The sequence below is a fragment of the Mordavella massiliensis genome, from assembly GCF_016901695.1.
GTDB classification, from domain to species: Bacteria; Bacillota; Clostridia; order Lachnospirales; family Lachnospiraceae; genus Claveliimonas; species Claveliimonas massiliensis_A.
On the sequence record NZ_JACJKS010000009.1, the window covers coordinates 23,965 to 37,251 of the forward strand.

The window sequence follows — 13,287 nt, forward strand, 5'->3', positions numbered from 1 at the left end:
GTATCACCTCTACTTTCTTAGTTGCTGAACAGGATATCAGATCCAACGGCCTGTTCCACCGATTTCCTGACCCCCTTAACGCCGCTGCCCGTGTTGCCGGACACGCCGGGGATCTCTATGACAGCCGGAAGGATCTGTCCCGCATACCGGGAGATCTCGTGCTTTAAATCTGCCGCAAGCGCCTCTGTGATATAGATGACCCCATATCCGCCGGCCGCCAGCCGATGCAGCGTTTCGCCCGCCTCCCCGGCCGTGACGGGAAATGTATCGAGTCCCAGCGCCGCGAATCCGTAAATGCTGTCGTAATCGCCCATCACTGCTATCTTATACATACATCTCCCTTACCCTTTCCCGGATCGCCGCGTCCGGAAGCTCGCTTCGCTTCCCGGAGAGGATGATCCGAACTGTCTTGATCTCATTTTGTCTGGCAAGCACATACGCCACCACCGGGCCTATGGTAAATGCCTTATATTTCTGCGGGCTGATGGTCTCGATGATGCGGTTGTCGCACCAGCGCTCAAATGCTGACATGGACTCCGCCAGGGCCTGGGCCCCGCCTGCGTACTCCGTCCCCAGCAGGTAGTCGCGGATCGCTTCCGGCCCTGCAAGGGCTGCCCTGGAAAGCTGGTCCACGCTGAGGCTGTCGCACTCCGCCATCGCCTGCTTCATAAATTCGATTGGCTTCGCGGTCTTCTGCGCGCGCACGGCGATCTTGATATCCGCCACCGCCACAACGGACCGGGCATATTCGCGGATGATCTCGTCCTCCGCTTCCATTCCGGCCTTATAGATGGCGTCAAGCGCCGCCCTGTCGATCAGGATATCGCAGAGCTGACCGTCTCCCGCATGCAGCAGCGCCTCGTACGCCTGCTGCGCGGCCTGTCTCATATTTTCCGGAAGGCGCCCGAACTCTTTCTCGCGGATGATCTCCAGCATTTCCTCTCCCGGAATGGATACATCATCGTAAAAGACATCCTTCGGCGTCTCCTTTGTGCACACTACCTTGACCGCCGCTTTCAGATTGTGGAAAAGCTTCTGGCAGGAGAGCACGTCGAATTTCTTTCTGTCAATGGACAGTTCTCCAACTGTCTGCCAGATCTTTTCTTCCTCCCGCTTCAGCATCTTTTCCCCGTCCTCTGATGTGTCCGCGTCTCCCCAGCCTTTCTCGGCCAGAAACTGGAGACACTGCTCATAGCCTGGACAGGCGATAAGCTGGTCGATCACGGCATTTGAGAACAGGGAGACTTCCAGCGCCCTGATGCGCGCAACCGCGTAGGTATACCTTTCACTCATCTTGGTTCCTCCTTACGCCTTCACGCCTGCGGAAACAGAAGCTTCTGCACGCGGTCGCTCATCTCGTCACGCTTTGTCTCAAAAACGGCCCCGAGCGTGCAGTTTTCCTCCACACCGCCGTATACTAGGACAAAGCCGTCCGGCACTTCCGGCCCGCCGGCCTCCAGCGCAAGACTGCCGCCCTTTGCGCGCGCCGTCTCCTTGATCCTCTCTGCAAATCCGGCCGGCATGCGCTCCATATCTGCGGGCGAGAAACGGATCTGCCCGTCCTGCGGAAGCACGTACTGTTCCACCATCCCGGCGATCAGTTCAAAATATGCCGGCGCGTCCATCTGACGCACATTCTGTCCGGCCTGCGCGAGAACCTGCGCTATCATCTCCTGTTTGGCGGAAAGGATCTTCGTGCGCCTGTCAAGGTCCGCGGCCGACGCGGTCTTGTCCCGCAGGCTGTCCGCGTCGCTCCTGGCTTTTGCGAGGATCCCGCCGGCCATCCTGCCGGCTTCCTCCTTCGCCTGCGCAAGAAGCTGCTCCGCCTGGCCGCGCGCATCCTGGATCTTCGCCTCAGCGGAGGTCTTCGCCTCCTCCAGGATCTGCGCTCTCATTTTTTCTAATCCGGTCATACCTTTCGCACTCCTTTTCCTGAATGTTTTTGTCTGTGTCTATCCTATACCTGGATCGCAGTCACAGCCAGGATGGAGATCAGAAGGGAAAGGATGGCGTATGTCTCAACCATGGCGGGGAACAGCATGGCTTTACCGAACTGCTCCGGCTTCTTCGCCACGATCCCGATGGACGCCGCCGCCGTCTCGCCCTGTGATTTTCCGGAGATCAGTCCCACGATGCCGACCGGCAGGCAGGCTGCCAGAACGAGAAGGCCGGTCTGGGGATCAAGCTGCGCCGCGCCGCCTCCCAGAAGTCCGATCTTGGACAGGGTGAGGAATCCTACCAGCAGTCCGTAGATTCCCTGCGTACCGGGCAGAAGCTGGAGCACCAGCACCTTCGCGAATTTACTTGGATCCTCCGTCACAACTCCTGCTGCCGCCTGGCCGGCGATGCCGACGCCCAGCGCCGAGCCGGCGCCTGCGAGAAATACGGCTGCCGCCGCTCCGAGAAGTGCATATACCAGTCCTAAATTCTCCCATATACTCATGATAATGTTTCCTCCTTAATATCTACATATTTTGTATCATTTTCAAAGGGTTCAAAGGGCTTGCCTCCCCCTTCGTAAAACTTGCCGAAAAACTCCACAAACTGAAGCCTGTTCGTGTGCACATACGCGCCCAGCAGGTTGATGGCCAGGTTCATCGCATGTCCGATCACAAAGACGACTGCAAACAGGAGCACGCCCGCTATGCTCTTCCCGAGCATGCTGCCCATCTGGTTCACAACGGAAGCGATCACGCCCGTCGCCAGGCCCAGGGCCAGAAGACGGGAGTAGGAAAGAACGTCGCTGAGCCATCCTGTAATGTTGTAAATGTCGTAGGCGCCGAGCGCCAGCCTGAGCACCGGGTTTTTGTTTGCCCTTCCCGACATGAGCAGAAGCCCGACCGCCCCGGCGATAGCCAGCACTTTCGCCAGCGTGTTCAAAAACGGCGGGAACACGATCTCCATCTGCGCGATCGAGGCAAAGATCTCTGATGGCAGAAGCATCAGGATCAGGCCGATCAGGAATACGTACCAGAGGACCACGTCGCAGAAGAAGTCCAGCACCTGCCCCTCCTTCAGTTGCATATACCCCTTGATCCCAAGACCTACAAACAAATGCACAAGGCCGAAGGCCATGGAATAGATGAGAAGCTTCATGGGATCATTGAGCGGCGCAAACCAGAGCGCCGGCACGCTGACTTCATATCCGAGGAACACCCTGGATATCACATCCACCGCATCCCCGAAGTATCCGCCGAAGAGGATGCCCCACACAATGGTGGAGATGCCGCAGAACATGAACAGCTTCAGGGATTTGTGCATCCCCGCGCTCATCCTCGGGAATTTCTTCAGCAGGATGAAGCAGGCAGCGGCGACGATCAGGCCGTAGGCCGCGTCCGAGAGCATCATGCCAAAGAAGAACACATAGAAAAATGACATGATCGTCGTCGGGTCAAATTCGCCCCTGTGGGGCAGTCCGTAGGACTCCAGCACGCCCTCCACGCAGTCGGAGAAACCGTTGTTGGAAAGGATCGTGGGCGGTTCGTCCTCCTCCCGCAGATCCTCCACGTCCATGACGCAGTCGTATTTCTCCTCAATCGCCTTGCGCACGGCCGGCACTGCCTTCGCAGGCACATAGCCGCTTACAAAGAACGCGCTCTGGGACTGGGGCAGCGTCCCCAGCACCTGGTATTTCTCCGCCCGCACGCGGAAGTAGTCCGACACATACTCGAGCTCCTCCCTGTTTTCGGCATGCGCGCGGATCGCACTTTCTTTCTCTTCAATTTCCCGGGTCAGTCTCCCGATATCGGCTTTCAGCTCCTCGGTCTTCACGGCCGGATCTTCGTCCACTGTCTGGGCCGGTCTGGCGAAGCCTCCCTGCCGGAGCGCTTCCTCCACTGCGCCGGCGTCCTGTCGCATGCAGAACACCGCCAGATAGACGCCGTCGGTTCCCGAGGACACGATCTCCACATCCAGCGCGTCCGTCTCCGGAAGCTGCTCTGCCAGGATCCGGTACACGTCTTCCAGTGTCGTCCCCGCCGGCATGATGCCCGGCATCATAGCCGTATCCCTTGTTCCCCCGAAATTCATGGGAACGCCCAGCAGGATCCACGGGGCAAGGCTCTCGATCTGATTCTCATCCTTTAAGATCGCCGCCTTCTTCTCCGCGATCTGCCTGCTGCAGGCCAGGATATCCGCTGCCGCAGAAAGGATCCGTTCCCTGTCCCCGGCCGCCCTCCGGAACCTGTCTTTGTCCACCAGCTTTTTCCCCTCCAGGCTGGCGAACATGGACGTCTTTTGGGGCGCGTACTGATCCAGCACTTCCAGCGCCTGGTCGGCTGTGTGGGCCTTCTTCTCAAACCCCATCCGGGCGCCCGCGGTGTCCATCCGCCGGAAGGCCTCATCATCCCCGATCAGATCGGTAACCTCCATGATACCCAGGGACTGCAGTCTCTCCAGGATCGCCTTGCGGTCCTTCTTCAGCGCACAGATACTGACTCTCTGTATCTGCAGTACTGCCATAGACACATCCCTCCTTTTTCTGTTTTTTTCAAGCGGGTCAGATCAGATGACTGATGACGTCCGACACAGCGGCCTGTGTCTTTTTTCCCGCTTCTTCTTTCAGGGCGCGGATGATCTCATCCGTCTCCTGGGCCGCTTTTTCTGCTGTCTCCTTTCCCTCTTTCCTGGCAGCGTCCATTACAGCCGCAGCCTCTGCTTTTGCATCCTGAATGAGCTTTTCTTTCATTTTTTTCGCTTCATCCGACGCCTGCGCCAGGATCTCTTCGCACTGCGCGTCCGCTTTTGCCACGATCTCCTCCGCTTCCTGTTCAGCCTGCTTTATGGTCTGAATGGTCTCTTCTACCATGGATTCACCACCTCTCTTTTTCCTGTTTTTTATATCTTGTAGTTCAAATTATAATATGATTTGCCTGATAAGTCTATTATTTTTTGTATTTTTTCTTTATCACACCTTTTGTGATTGGACAATTCAGGTTATAATCTTACAATTATTCCTCTCTATATATAGTATAGAAATCCGCTATAGCATTCCGGCCATCCGCCTGCATTTTGACGCTTCCGATGCAGTTTCCTGCAAAATACAGATTTCCCCCACAACGAAAAAGTTCTGCGCGGACCTAAGTCCGCGCAGAACTTTTCACTTTGCTTTTACTCCCACGTCAGACGGTGAAGATGGCCTTCCAGATTCATATTCCGGAACCCGTTCTGGCGCAGCGCCTCATAGAGGACAATGGCTACAGAATTCCCCAGGTTCAGGGAGCGGATCTCCCCCATCATGGGGATCCTCACGCAGGCTTCCCTGTGCGCCGCCAGGATCTCCTCCGGGATCCCGGCGCTCTCCTTCCCGAACATGATATAGCAGTCCGGTTCATACCGGACATCCGTGTACACCTTCGGAGCCTTGGTGGTGGCCATATAGATCTTCGCGCCGGGATTTCGCTTAAGAAAGTCCTGGTAATCGATGTAGGTCGTCACATCCAGATCCTTCCAGTAGTCCATCCCTGCCCGGCGCAGGTTTTTCTCATCCAGCCTGAATCCCAGCGGTTCGATGAGGTGGAGCCGCGCGCCCGCGGCCACGCAGGTCCTTCCTATATTGCCTGTGTTGGCGGGTATCTCCGGCTCATGCAGCACGATATTCAGCATTCTTACTCCTCCTGCCTTTCTCTCTCCCACAATTTCCCTATCTCATCCGGCGCGGGGCGGTCGATATACCGGATCTCCTCCCCGTTTCTCAGTATCTTATCCCTGTCCGGGCGCAGACGGCCGATGACTGCCGCCCGGATCCCTGCTGTCTCCAGCTTCTCCCGCAGGGCTTCCCCGTCCGGCGCGGTCATAAGGAAGCATCCGGCGCTTGTGAGCTGATAGGGATTGATATGAAAAAGCTCGCACACTTCCACGGTCTCCTGCAGGACCGGGATCTTCTTAAGGTCTGCCTCCAGGCCGGCGCCTGTCCGGCGCGCCAGTTCCCAGAGCGCCCCGAAGACGCCCCCCTCCCCCACGTGAAGGGCCGAAGAAGCGCCCCCGTACAGAGCGAAAAGCGCGCTGTCCGGCGCAAAGATTTGGTCTGCCCCTCTTTCCACAAGGCGCAGAAAGGACGGGGCAAACCGCGCGGCAAGGATCTCTCTTCTCTCCTTTGCAATGCGCAGCATTCCCTCCTGCCCGGCAAAACCTGTCATAAGGATCTCCTCCCCGGCTGCAGGCGTGCCGGGACCGAAATCCACGGATGCCTCCGCCTCTGCCGTCACCGCAGCGCATGGCAGGAGGAGTGCCGGACTTTTCAGGGTCTGCACCTCCGCCTCCAGGGCAATGCGGCAGGCCGAAAAAAGAGGCAGGTTCCCTGCCATCTTTTTCCACTCTTTTTTCTGTTCATACAGCTCTTTGTTCCCCTGCTGTGCCGGGACCTGGAACAGGGCTGCGGCGCGGATCCTGTCCGCCCCCCGGGCTGCCAGGCCGTTGACGCAGTGGGCGAGCGCCCAGCGCCCGGTCTGTATGCTGTTCCCGTATACGATGGATGTCTGTATCAATACTCCTCCCCGCTTTCCTCCGTGTATTCCTCCTCAGGCGACGAGCCGTATGCCCCGCTGATCGCCGCGTAGATCTGCGATTCGTCCTGGGACGCGATGGCGGACTGCAGGGCGCTTACGGCGGCGCCGTTGTCCGAAGCGGTCCCCACCTCGATGATCTGATCGGATCTCTCATAGTGGCTCGTATTGAAGACCTCCCTGCTCACTTCCACGCCGTCCTCATAGACGATCTTCCAGAGCTGCGCATCCAGACCGTCGTGGGGGCTTCCCGCGTACTGCATCTCCCCGAAGGAAAGGGAACTGTTCTCCTGGTACACTGTCCCGCATGGATCTGTGTCAATGGTCTCGCTCTCATACTCCACGGTGCGCCCTTCCGGCCTGGTATCTTTCCCGTATATCGCAAACTGGAGCTGATTGCTCTCATTGATCCCGCCGTAGATATAGACCGGCGTATCGTAGTTATTTTTAAATTTGAAGTCCAGATAATCCCCGGCGATGGCCGCGTCCCTGGAAGGCTTCACATAAGCGACGGTCATAGAGTGGGGGGACCGCTCCACAATCTCCAGCTCCGCATACAGAACTGCATTATACAGTGTGCTGGACACCTGACAGATCCCGCCCCCGTAGTCAGAGACAACCTGCCCATTTTCGTAGGCGCCGGCCTCCACATAGCCGTTTTCCGGCGTGAAGGGGCCGGTCGTCTGCCCTACGGACAAGGTCTCTCCGGGCATGAGGACCGTCCCGTTCAGCTTATCCACACCGGTCTTCAGGTTCTGCCACCGTTCCCCGCCGCCGGCATCTGTCCAGAAGCTTCCCAGCTCATCCTCAATGGAGGAAAGATCTTCTTCTGTAACAGAGGGCTCCTGCTTCGTGGTCTGCAGCTCCAGCGTAAAATCCTGATGGTCCCAGGGACCGTTGAGATGGTCTGTGACCGCCCGGATGGTCGCCTCTGCATCGATGGTCCGCCCCACCTGCTCCGGCGTGACGGTAAAGGAATCGCCCGTCCGCTCTATCGCGGCGTCCACAGCCTCCTGCACGAGGGGCGCGGCCCGCTCCTCAAGCACGGCCTTTGTCTTTTTTTCATCCAGCTCAAACTGCTCGCTGATCACGACAGGTTCCTTTTCCAGTTTTTTCAGTTTCCTGTACCGGGAGAACACGCCTCCTGTTTTTCCGTAATCAGCCGCCTCCTTTGTCAGCTTGTCCACATCTTCATGGGAAAGGCCCAGTTCATCCAGGGTCGCCGCGGCGTCTCCTCTATCTGCCTGCAGCGTCACGGTCACCGCGCCGTCGCTCTTTGCATGGGACTTCAGGGCGGCCGCCGCCTCTTTTTCCGTCATGCCGGATACGTCCTGCGTCCCAATGTACACGTTGTCGCAGATCACGCCCCTGTCCACCCGGTTCACCCAGCTCAAAAGATACAGGTATACGCATACAAAAATAAGAAGGAACGCCCCCCCGCATGCTGCCAGGATCAGGCGCCACCTCTGTTTTTTCTTTGCAAACCGCTCTTTACTCTCTCTCAGGCTTCTTCTTAGCGCCGCCATATTTACACCTCTTGCTCCCGCCTACATCATCAGCGCGGGAATGATGGATGTCGCCACCATAGCGACAATAACGACCATGATGATGGCCGCGATGATCCTTCTTGTCTTCCTATTATTAAAGTTCATACGGTTGTCTCCTTCTTTATATCGTCTCTATATTGTAAACGTTTTATTTTCTTTTTGCAACACAGATCGCTGTCCCGTCGTTGGTCAGCGGATCTCTTTTCCGGTAGTCAAAAAGCACATACCCGTCAGACAGCGGAAAGTATTCCAGATGGGTCATGCGCCGGAGCTGGTTTTTATCCACGCCCTCATAGCCTTTCAGATAGCAGTGCCCGGACACTTCCTCCTCGTAAAACCTGCGCACCCATTCCGGGTCCGCCTGGGGCTCTCCTGCAAACGCCGGGCGGCTCTTCGCATTTTCACGCAGATAGTAATCAAAAACGAGCGCTTCCCGCAGCGCTTCCTTCTCCCCGGGGCATACGCTCCCGCCGAAGGCTAGGAGGAACTCATATCTGGCCGGTCTGGCATGCTGCATCCCCCGCAGGCCATTTTCCTCATAGCAGGCTGCCAGCTTCCGGTAAAGGGCAAACGGGGAAGAAAAATATTTCTCAAGAAATAAAAGAGTATGTTTGAACTGACCGCTGTTGTAGTAGATCTCCGTCATCTCCTCCACCCCTTTCAGGACGAGGATATCCGCGTAGGAAAGCCACCTGGTGAACAGCACCTCATAGGGAGGCGTATCCCGGCAGACAAGGCCGTACTCCTCCTTTTCCTCCTCCATGCGGGAGCCCTTGAGCACCTTGAGGAAGCCAAGCTGCAGTTCGCCCGGCCGCATGGCGTAGACGCGGTCAAAGGAGCGCCCGAAGCTTTCCAGGTCCTCGCCCGGAAGCCCCGCGATCAGGTCCAGGTGCTGGTGTATATTGGCTCCCTCCCCGATCCGCCGCACCGCGCGCTCCAGCTTTGCAAGATCCATGCTGCGCCGGATCTTCCGGATGGTCTCCGGGTTCGTGGACTGGACGCCGATCTCCAACTGAACGAGCCCGGGGCGCATAGAGCGAAGGAGCGCGAGCTCCTCCTCATCCAGCAGATCTGCCGAGATCTCGAAATGGAAGTTTGTGACGCCGTTGTCGTGCTCTTTTATAAAACGCCAGATCTCCATCGCGTGATCGCGCCTGCAGTTGAAGGTGCGGTCCACAAACTTGACCTGCGCCGTCTTCTGCTCCAGGAAAAAACAGAGTTCTTCTTTTACAAGGGCGGGGCTGCGAAACCGGAGTTTTTTATCTATGGAGGAGAGACAGTAGCTGCAGGAAAACGGGCATCCCCTGCTGCTCTCATAGTAGAGGATCCGGTTCCGGAACTGTGCCATGTCTGTATAGACAAAGGGAATGCTGTCCAGTTCCACCGGTTCCCGCCAGGGATTTTCCCGGATCCGGCCATCGCTTTCCCGGTATGTGACGCCCCTGATCCCCTGCAGATCCGGCTGTTCTCCCCGGGCCCAGGCCTGCGCCAGTTCCGCGAAGGTCTCTTCCCCCTCTCCCCTCATCACGCCGCTGACGCAAGGGTATTTCACCAGTACCGCCGCCGCGTCGTAGGAAACCTCGGGGCCGCCCAGCCAGATCTGCGTTTCCGGGAGCACCTTTTTCACTTCCGGGAGAAGCCGGGCAACCATGTCCATGTTCCAGATATAGCAGGAGAAACAGAGCACCTCCGGGGCGCGCCGGAAAAGATCCGCCAGGATCGTCTCTGCCTGCTGGTTGATGGTATACTCCGCGATCCCGATCCGGTCCATCCCGCCGGGGATCCGCTGCCTGGCATACCTTTGCAGGCTGTAGACTGCCAGATTGGAGTGTATGTATTTTGCATTGACTGCCGCTAATAGTACTTTTTTCATCATGCCTGTTATTTTACTATATTCCATCTGTATTTACAATCCGCCTCCTCCACCGGTTGACATCCCGGCAAAAACAGGTTACAATATAGACTCGTGCAGCCGGGGCGGTAGCGGTGCCTTGTACCTGCAGTCCGCTATAGCAGGGGTGATATTGCGCGGAGGGCGAAAGCTGGCAGAGCTGCCCTTGGTAAGTGACGTTGATATCCGGGTCTTACGCGACGGAAATCCGTGAACCGTGTCAGGTCGGGAACGAAGCAGCACTAAGCGGAATCTTCCGGGTGCCGTGAGGGCGCCTGGGTTGAGTTAACTGCCAAGGTAACGTCTGCTGGCCTGGTTCGAAGCGCAATGCACGAAAAAAGGAATACGGCAAAGAAGCGGTCTGACGGAAGATTTCCGGTCAGATACCGCTTCTTTTTTCTTTCTTCTTTCTCTCCCGCAGCTCCCGGAAAAACCGCTTCATCAGACTGCTGCACTCCTCTTCCAGCACGCCCGTCTCAATCTGCACCTGGTGGTTGAACCGGTCCATCTGCAGCAGGTTCAGAATAGAGCCCGCGCAGCCCGCTTTCGGGTTCATGCACCCGATCACCACTCGGTCCATCCGCGACTGGACAATAGCGCCGGCGCACATCTGGCACGGCTCCAGCGTCACATACATGGTGCAGCCCTCCAGGCGCCAGTCCCCCATCTTCCGGCTTGCCTTCCGGATTGCCGTGATCTCCGCGTGGGCCAGCGGGTTCTTGTCCGTGTTCCTCCGGTTGTACCCGCGGCTCAGGATCTTCCCGTCATACACGATCACGCAGCCTATGGGCGTTTCATCCAGGGCGTAGGCCTTTTTTGCCTGCTTAATTGCTTCTTTCATATATTTTTCATCTACAATTTGCACTTTTACACACCACTCTTCATACAAATGTACACCAGTTTTTTAATTCCGGACGTAACACTTTTTAAAAGTGTTACGTCCGGAATTAGGAATTAAAATTGTATCAATTGTGTCACCGTCTCACCGGCCTGCACCAGTATCCGAAATCGTCGTCCCGATTCTGTTCGTCCTCGCTCAGCTCCACCGCCTGTTCATCAATCCGGAGAAACCTCGGAAAACCAAAGGCTTCCGCAGCCTGCGCCTCTCTTGGATGATAGATGCCGGGAACTCCCAGAAGCCACTGGTCTTCTTCCTGCACCAGCAGGAGATGATGATAACTGTAATACCCGTGCAAGAGGAAACTGTTATTAGCCAGACGCCACTCGCATCGCTTCAGTTGGGCAATATCCCTGCGCCGTATCTTCATGCAGCAGATATTCCTGTCCTTATCCTGCTGCCCTGCGTCCGATATCTTCTGGCCGTCTGTGAAAATACCGGTCTCTTCCCCGGCTTTTTCCGCGGGGTCCTCCTGCGCCCCGGCGGCATTTTGCTGCAGCAGCTCCGCCAGATCCGGTTCCGGCTCATCTTTCCACAGTCTCATCTTCTCCACCGCTACAGGCATGTCATCCCACACGGCGGCAAACCGTCTGCATCCGCCATTTTCAAGGATAATCCCTTCAATACGGGGATACAGACAGACCCGGCCCGTATCCTCCGGCGTAAATGTCAACCGGTAATTGACAGCCGGGTTCACATTTTCGATATCCCCCTGCCAGATCCCGATGCACTGCCCCTCTTCCATATAGAAAATGTAGACCTTCAGCTTTCTGTCTCCGGCCAGGTGCAGGCCCTTTCCATGGATATGGACAACAGTGGATACATCCGCCTGCTCCACTTTCACGAAGCCCACGTTCCGGATCCGCCTGCCGTCCTGATATTCATACAAATAGCGAATAAACTGTTTCAAACCTCCACTTCCATTCTTTGTCTGGTTATCACAATCTATTCGCTGCGCCGGTAGAAAATACCTGCTTTTTGAGACGGGCTGTGTCAGAGCATCGCCTTCAGTTCCTGGCACAGACGTTTCGCATAGCTGTCCGTCATGCCGCAGATGAAATCCGTAACAAGCAAAAGCCTCAGATACAGCCTCTCTTCATCGCTCTTTCCCTTTGCCTGAAAATGATAGGCGTCCTTATAATTTCCGGAGATAAAATACACCAGCCGCCTGTCAATGGAGTCCAGCGCACTGTCGTCATCATCGTAACTGAGAACCGCGCGTGCAAAGCTGTCCATCAGATAGTCCAGGATGCCTGCCTCCACCAGCTCCATCAGATAGATCTTCCTTGTACAGAACACGCGCCGCATGGCCATATCGCCCAGCAGTTCCATCAGTTCCTCCGCAAACGTCCCATGAAACAGATCATATGGATAGGCGCCTTCCATGATCGCCCGGTAGTTGGATGTAAAACCAAATGTCGCGCAGGAGATCAGGAAGCCCTGCACCCGCACGATCCAGTTCTTCACCGCATACTCCTCCGGATGGTCCACCTGCTTCTCCACGCCTTGCCGGTATAGTTCCTCAAGTTTTCCAAGAGGATTAAAAACAACTTTATCATTGTTTTGGATACTTTTTAGTTTCTTTAACTCTTCTATCAAAGCGTGATAGGAAATAAATCCCTTGACAAAAGCATCTTCTATGTCCGCTGTCTTGTATGCAATATCATCCGCAGCTTCCAGGATAAATGTGAGCGGATGACGTCTGCCATCCGTTCCTGTCGCTTCCGCTATACGACGGAAAGTCTCTGCATCCGCAAGATAGTAGCCCATCTTTTTCCTGGCGATATCTCCGCAGGCCTCATCGATCTCCAGCGAGGAGACAGGATACTTCACAATGGTGCTAAGAAGGGCATAGGTGAGATTCATTCCATTTTCATCCACAAGAAAATGGAGCTTTGTCACAAGCCGGAGCGCCTGCGCGTTTCCCTCAAAATGGTAAAAATCCTGCTTCATCTGCTCCGTGAGCACCTCATCGACCGGCCTCCCGCGATAGGTAAGGCGGGGCAGGTTTCTCTCAAACCACTCCCGGATCGCAATCTCTCCGAAATGTCCGAACGGCGGATTCCCTATATCATGGATCAGCCCCGCGCACTGGAGTATACTGCAAATATCCTCCTTCATCTGCACGGTGAAGGACGGATCCCTCTTATATGTAAGAATATTCTCACCTATATTCTGTCCAAGTGATTTTGCAAAGGACGAAACTTCCAGGGAATGGGTCAGCCTCGTTCGGATAAAATCACTCTGATCCAGCGGAAAAACCTGCGTCTTGTCCTGCAGCCGGCGGAACGATGCGCTGCCGATGATCCGGTGATAGTCTTTTTCAAACTCGCTGCGCAGATCTGCAGACCCTGCATGTCTTCCGGCTCCCTCTCTGGCCCTTCTGGTCGATAAAAGCTGTTCCCAGTTCATGGGCATCCTCCTTTCCCGGCACACTTCTTCTGCACA

13 protein-coding genes and 1 other RNA gene are annotated in these 13,287 nt (G+C 56.2%); 1 reads left to right on the plus strand and 13 read right to left on the minus strand.

Features of this window, described 5'->3' with window-relative positions; all coding sequences use genetic code 11:
* Positions 1–17: 17 nt before the first annotated feature.
* The 10 genes from H6A20_RS07775 to H6A20_RS07820 form a co-directional block, all read right to left on the minus strand.
* Positions 18–332, minus strand: a complete 315-nt coding sequence (locus H6A20_RS07775) for a V-type ATP synthase subunit F (protein ID WP_204906573.1) — start codon at positions 330–332, stop codon at positions 18–20.
* A complete protein-coding gene (locus H6A20_RS07780) occupies positions 325–1,293 on the minus strand; it encodes a V0D/AC39 family V-type ATPase subunit (RefSeq protein ID WP_204906574.1) in 969 nt (322 codons plus the stop codon). The genes H6A20_RS07775 and H6A20_RS07780 overlap by 8 nt, the downstream gene beginning before the upstream one ends.
* Positions 1,294–1,313: 20 nt before the next feature.
* A complete protein-coding gene (locus tag H6A20_RS07785; protein ID WP_204906575.1) occupies positions 1,314–1,913 on the minus strand; it encodes a V-type ATP synthase subunit E in 600 nt (199 codons plus the stop codon).
* Positions 1,914–1,957: 44 nt separating this feature from the next.
* Entirely contained in the window at positions 1,958–2,443 is a 486-nt protein-coding gene (locus tag H6A20_RS07790) for a V-type ATP synthase subunit K (RefSeq protein ID WP_204906576.1), read from the minus strand.
* On the minus strand, positions 2,440–4,461 hold the full coding sequence (locus H6A20_RS07795; RefSeq protein WP_204906577.1) for a V-type ATP synthase subunit I: 2,022 nt from the start codon (positions 4,459–4,461) through the stop codon (positions 2,440–2,442). Before H6A20_RS07795 ends, H6A20_RS07790 begins: the two co-directional genes overlap by 4 nt.
* A gap of 37 nt (positions 4,462–4,498) precedes the next feature.
* Entirely contained in the window at positions 4,499–4,807 is a 309-nt protein-coding gene (locus H6A20_RS07800) for a hypothetical protein (protein ID WP_204906578.1), read from the minus strand.
* Positions 4,808–5,109: 302 nt separating this feature from the next.
* Positions 5,110–5,604 (minus strand): tRNA (cytidine(34)-2'-O)-methyltransferase, encoded by a 495-nt coding sequence (locus H6A20_RS07805; protein ID WP_204906579.1) that lies wholly within the window; start codon positions 5,602–5,604, stop codon positions 5,110–5,112.
* Between the two features lie 2 nt (positions 5,605–5,606).
* On the minus strand, positions 5,607–6,485 hold the full coding sequence (locus tag H6A20_RS07810; protein WP_204906580.1) for an AIR synthase-related protein: 879 nt from the start codon (positions 6,483–6,485) through the stop codon (positions 5,607–5,609).
* Complete coding sequence (locus H6A20_RS07815) at positions 6,482–8,029, minus strand: VanW family protein (RefSeq protein WP_204906581.1); 1,548 nt, start codon at positions 8,027–8,029, stop codon at positions 6,482–6,484. Before H6A20_RS07815 ends, H6A20_RS07810 begins: the two co-directional genes overlap by 4 nt.
* A 169-nt stretch (positions 8,030–8,198) precedes the next feature.
* Positions 8,199–9,923: a B12-binding domain-containing radical SAM protein gene (locus H6A20_RS07820; protein ID WP_204906582.1), complete on the minus strand. Its 1,725-nt coding sequence runs from the start codon at positions 9,921–9,923 to the stop codon at positions 8,199–8,201.
* 91 nt (positions 9,924–10,014) lie between these two features.
* Between H6A20_RS07820 and ffs the strand changes: the two genes are divergently transcribed.
* Positions 10,015–10,276, plus strand: an RNA gene (gene ffs, locus H6A20_RS07825) — signal recognition particle sRNA large type.
* A 44-nt stretch (positions 10,277–10,320) separates the two neighbouring features.
* Here the strand turns inward: ffs and tadA are convergent.
* The 3 genes from tadA to H6A20_RS07840 form a co-directional block, all read right to left on the minus strand.
* The gene (tadA, locus tag H6A20_RS07830; protein ID WP_420846596.1) at positions 10,321–10,806 is read right to left on the minus strand and encodes a tRNA adenosine(34) deaminase TadA; all 486 of its coding nucleotides are present in this window, start codon (positions 10,804–10,806) and stop codon (positions 10,321–10,323) included.
* Between the two features lie 109 nt (positions 10,807–10,915).
* Positions 10,916–11,749 carry a hypothetical protein gene (locus H6A20_RS07835; protein WP_204906584.1) on the minus strand — a complete coding sequence of 278 codons (834 nt, stop codon included), beginning with the start codon at positions 11,747–11,749 and terminating at the stop codon, positions 10,916–10,918.
* An 83-nt stretch (positions 11,750–11,832) separates the two neighbouring features.
* Complete coding sequence (locus H6A20_RS07840) at positions 11,833–13,251, minus strand: deoxyguanosinetriphosphate triphosphohydrolase (RefSeq protein WP_204906585.1); 1,419 nt, start codon at positions 13,249–13,251, stop codon at positions 11,833–11,835.
* Between the last annotated feature and the right edge of the window lie 36 nt (positions 13,252–13,287).